The sequence below is a fragment of the Rhodococcus sp. CX genome, assembly GCF_015865005.1.
GTDB lineage: Bacteria > Actinomycetota > Actinomycetes > Mycobacteriales > Mycobacteriaceae > Rhodococcus.
This window is the reverse complement of the sequence record NZ_JADZGH010000162.1, coordinates 71,334-75,010: the sequence shown is the minus strand read 5'-3', so window position 1 is coordinate 75,010 and position 3,677 is coordinate 71,334. Positions and strand designations below refer to the sequence as shown.

Genomic DNA, 3,677 nt, shown 5'->3' with positions numbered 1-3,677 from the left:
TGCCTTTCCCCATCGGTCCCGGCGCGGGGACTCTGGACCGCAGAGCCACCGGATCGAGGAGTGCCCGTGAGCAGATTCACCGACGAGATGTACGCGACGGCGGAGAGCGCACGCCGTGGGCTGATCACCGGGGAGCCGGACGAGCCGCTGCGGCAGACCTGGGGCGAGATCCACCGGCAGGCCCGCTGCATGGCCGGGGCGCTGGCCGCGGCCGGTATCGGGCACGGTGCCGCCGTCGGTGTGCTGGCAGGCAATCCCGTCGACATCGCCCCGGTGTGTCAGGCCGTCTGGATGCGGGGCGGCAGCGTCACCATGCTGCACCAGCCGACGCCGCGCACCGACCTGGCCGCGTGGGCGCGTGACACCGAAACTGTCGTCCACATGATCGACGCGCAGGTGGTGGTGCTCGGGGCGCCGTTCGACGCGGCCGAACCCGTGCTGCGTGAACGCGGCATCCGCGTCGTGACGGTCGCGCAGATGCGGGCGGGTTCGCCGATCGACCCGGTCGACACCGCCGAATCGGATATCGCGTTGCAGCAGTTGACGTCCGGATCGACCGGATCGCCGAAGGCCGTGCTGATCTCGCACGAGAACTTCTATGTCAACGCGTACGCGATGATCGACCGCATCAAGTACTCCCTCGACGACGACGTGATGATCAGCTGGCTGCCACTGTTCCACGACATGGGCATGGTCGGGTTCCTCAGCGTGCCCATGCAGGTCGGCGCGGAGGTCGTGTCGGTGACACCGCTGGAGTTCCTCAAGGCCCCGCTGCTGTGGGCGCAGCTGATCGGCAAGTACCACGGAACAGTCACGGCCGCACCGAATTTCGCGTACTCACTGCTCGCCCGCAAACTCGCGCAGGCACCGGACGGCGTCGTCGACCTGTCGTCGATGCGGTGGATGTGGAACGGCGCCGAACCCGTCGACCCCGACACCATGATCGCGCTGGCCGAGGCCGGTGCGCGTTTCGGGCTGGACCCGATGGCCCTGGCCCCCGTCTACGGCATGGCCGAGACGACCCTGGCGGTGTCGGTCCCGGACCCGGGGCACGGGCAGGTCCTCGACATCGTCGACCCGGATCTGCTCGAAGCCGGCGGCATCGCCGTGCCCACCACCCGGCCGAACGGGCGGCGGCTGGCCACGCTCGGTCATCTCGTCCCCGGGCTCGAGGGGCGGGTCGTCGGGCGCGACGGGCAGGTGCTGCCCCCGCGCGGTGTCGGCATCATCCAGCTGCGCGGCAAGGCCGTGACCTCGGGTTATCTCACCGTGGAGGGGCCGGTCCCGGCGCAGGACGCCGACGGCTGGTTCGACACCGGCGACGTCGGCTACTTCACCGAGGAAGGTCGCGTGGTGGTGTGCGGCCGGGTCAAGGACGTCATCATCATGGGCGGCCGCAACGTGTATCCGACCGACATCGAACGCGCCGCGTGCAGTGTCGACGGGGTGCGGCCCGGGAACGCCGTCGCGATCCGTCTCGACGCCGGCGACAAACGCGAATCCTTCGCGGTCGCAGTCGAAACCAACCGGATCGACGACCCCGCCGAGATTCGCCGCATCGAACACGAGGTGGTGCACGCCGTCGTCGCCGAGGTCGGGGTGCGGCCCCGGACGGTCGCGGTGCTCGGCCCGGGCAGTATCCCGAAGACCTCGTCCGGCAAGCTGCGGCGCGGCAGCTCGGCCGCCCTCCTGGCCCGCTGACCCGTGCGCGTTTCCGGTAGCGCCCGCTACCGGAAACGCGCACGAGGGGCAGCGGTCAGTGGATGCGGTTCTGCGCGCCCTCGAGGCCCAGGCGCAGCAGCAGCTCGACGGCGTCCGCCCCCTCCTCGCAGAACACGTCGAGCTCCTTGCGCTCGGTCGTCGAGAACGGCTTGAGCACGAAATCGGCCGGATCCTGCCGGCCCGGGGGACGGCCGATGCCCATCCGCACCCGCAGGTAGTCCTTCGTACCCAGCGAACTCGACGTCGACCGCAACCCGTTGTGCCCGTTCTCGCCGCCGCCCAGCTTGAGCCGGATGGTGCCGAAATCCAGATCCAGCTCGTCGTGGATCACCACGATGTTCACCGGGTCGACCGAGAAGAACTTCGCCAGTCCCGCGACCGGGCCACCCGACAGGTTCATGTAGGTGCGCGGTTTCGCGATGATCACCTGCCTGCCGTCGAGGCGGGCCTGCACGATGTCCGAGTTGCTGCGCTTGTGCGCGCCGAACGAACCGCCCACGCGCCCGGCGAGCACGTCGGCCACCATGAAACCGATGTTGTGACGGGTCTTCTCGTACTTCGGCCCGGGATTGCCGAGCCCGACGACGAGCGCGGTGTCCTCGCTCACGTTCGTGTGTTCCTTCCCGACCGGTGGCGGTTGCGGCGACCGGTCACACGCGCGCGGCGCGCCATCCCGCGGGGGATGACGCGCCGCAACGAATCATGTGGAGCCGTGGGTGGCTCAGGCCTCCTCGGCCGGAGCCTCGGCCTCGGCGCCCTCGGCCGCTTCGCCCTCGAGGGCCTCGGCGGACGGAGCCACGACGATGTTCACGAGCAGCAGATCGGCCTCGTCCTGCAGCGACGCGCCCTTGGGCAGCTCGACGCCACCGGCGAGGATCTGGGTGCCGGCCTCGGCGCCCTCGATGGAGACCTCGACCTGCTCGGGGATGTGCAGGGCCTCGGCCTCGAGCTTGATGGTGGTGACCTCGTTGACGACGAGGGTGCCGGAAGCGGCCTCACCGGTGATGACCAGCGGCACCTCGACGACGACCTTCTCGCCCTTCTGGACGACCAGCAGGTCGGCGTGCTCGATGTAGTTGCGGATCGGGTGCACGACGACCGACTTGGTCAGCGCCAGCTCCTCGGAACCGTCGACCTCGAGGGTGAGCACGGCGTTGGTGCCGTGGGCGCGCAGCACGGCCGCGAACTCGCGGGCCGGGAGGGCGAGGTGCTTGGGCTCGGTGCCGTGGCCGTACAGCACGGCGGGGACCTGTCCGTCACGGCGGGCACGGCGGGCAGCGCCCTTGCCGAACTCGGTGCGGACGGCGGCTACGAGACGGTTCTCGTCGGACATGATGTAACGGCTCCTACGCTTGTGGCTCTCACTGGGTCGGTCTTCTCGACGATGCGGGACCGGACGCGCGCGGGCCGGGAGCGTGGAACGCTCGAGCGGAGCCGCAGCCGCGTCGATCACGGTGAGCCAGCGATTTCGCGGTTCACCCTCGCCGAGACAACTCGAAGTACTTTACCGGATCGCCGGGGGTAAAGCGAACGGCCCCCATCCCGTCACAGGCTGCGTACCGCGGCGAGGAATCGGTCGACGTCGGCGGGGGAGACGAAGTAGTGCGGTGACGCGCGCACCACCGCGTCGAGTGTCCGCGCGGTCATGTCCAGCAGCGTCGAGCTGCGATGACTGACGGTCACCGTCATCGACTGCTCGGCGAGCGCGTCGCGGACCGCCGTGGGTTCGCGACCGTCCACGGTGAACGAGACGATGCCGCTGCGCGGGTCACCGAGGTCGAGCAGGTAGTCGACCGCAGCCCCGAGACCCAGGCGCGCGGCGACGTCGGCCTCCCACAGTTCGAAGCGGGTGGCGTCGGGTGCGATCTCGTATTCGTCGGCTCCCGACCACCGCGCGCTGTGCAGGTCCAGCACGGCGGGCTCGAGTTCACCGATCAGCCGCGGCCGCACGTAGA

3 protein-coding genes and 1 pseudogene are annotated in these 3,677 nt (G+C 69.9%); 1 reads left to right on the top strand and 3 read right to left on the bottom strand.

Translation table 11 applies throughout. From position 1 onward, the window contains the following. Positions 1-66 precede the first annotated feature (66 nt). Positions 67-1,701, top strand: a complete 1,635-nt coding sequence (locus I0Q12_RS17215) for a fatty acyl-AMP ligase (protein WP_197253049.1) — start codon at positions 67-69, stop codon at positions 1,699-1,701. Between the two features lie 55 nt (positions 1,702-1,756). On the opposite strand, the gene pth is transcribed toward I0Q12_RS17215, so the two are convergent. The 3 genes and pseudogenes from pth to I0Q12_RS33095 all read right to left on the bottom strand — a co-directional run. Further along, positions 1,757-2,329, bottom strand: a complete 573-nt coding sequence (gene pth, locus I0Q12_RS17210; protein ID WP_197253048.1) for an aminoacyl-tRNA hydrolase — start codon at positions 2,327-2,329, stop codon at positions 1,757-1,759. 114 nt (positions 2,330-2,443) lie between these two features. Then, positions 2,444-3,055, bottom strand: a complete 612-nt coding sequence (locus tag I0Q12_RS17205) for a 50S ribosomal protein L25/general stress protein Ctc (protein WP_197253047.1) — start codon at positions 3,053-3,055, stop codon at positions 2,444-2,446. 212 nt (positions 3,056-3,267) lie between these two features. Next, positions 3,268-3,677 (bottom strand): annotated as a pseudogene (locus I0Q12_RS33095) (aminotransferase); the annotation flags it as partial.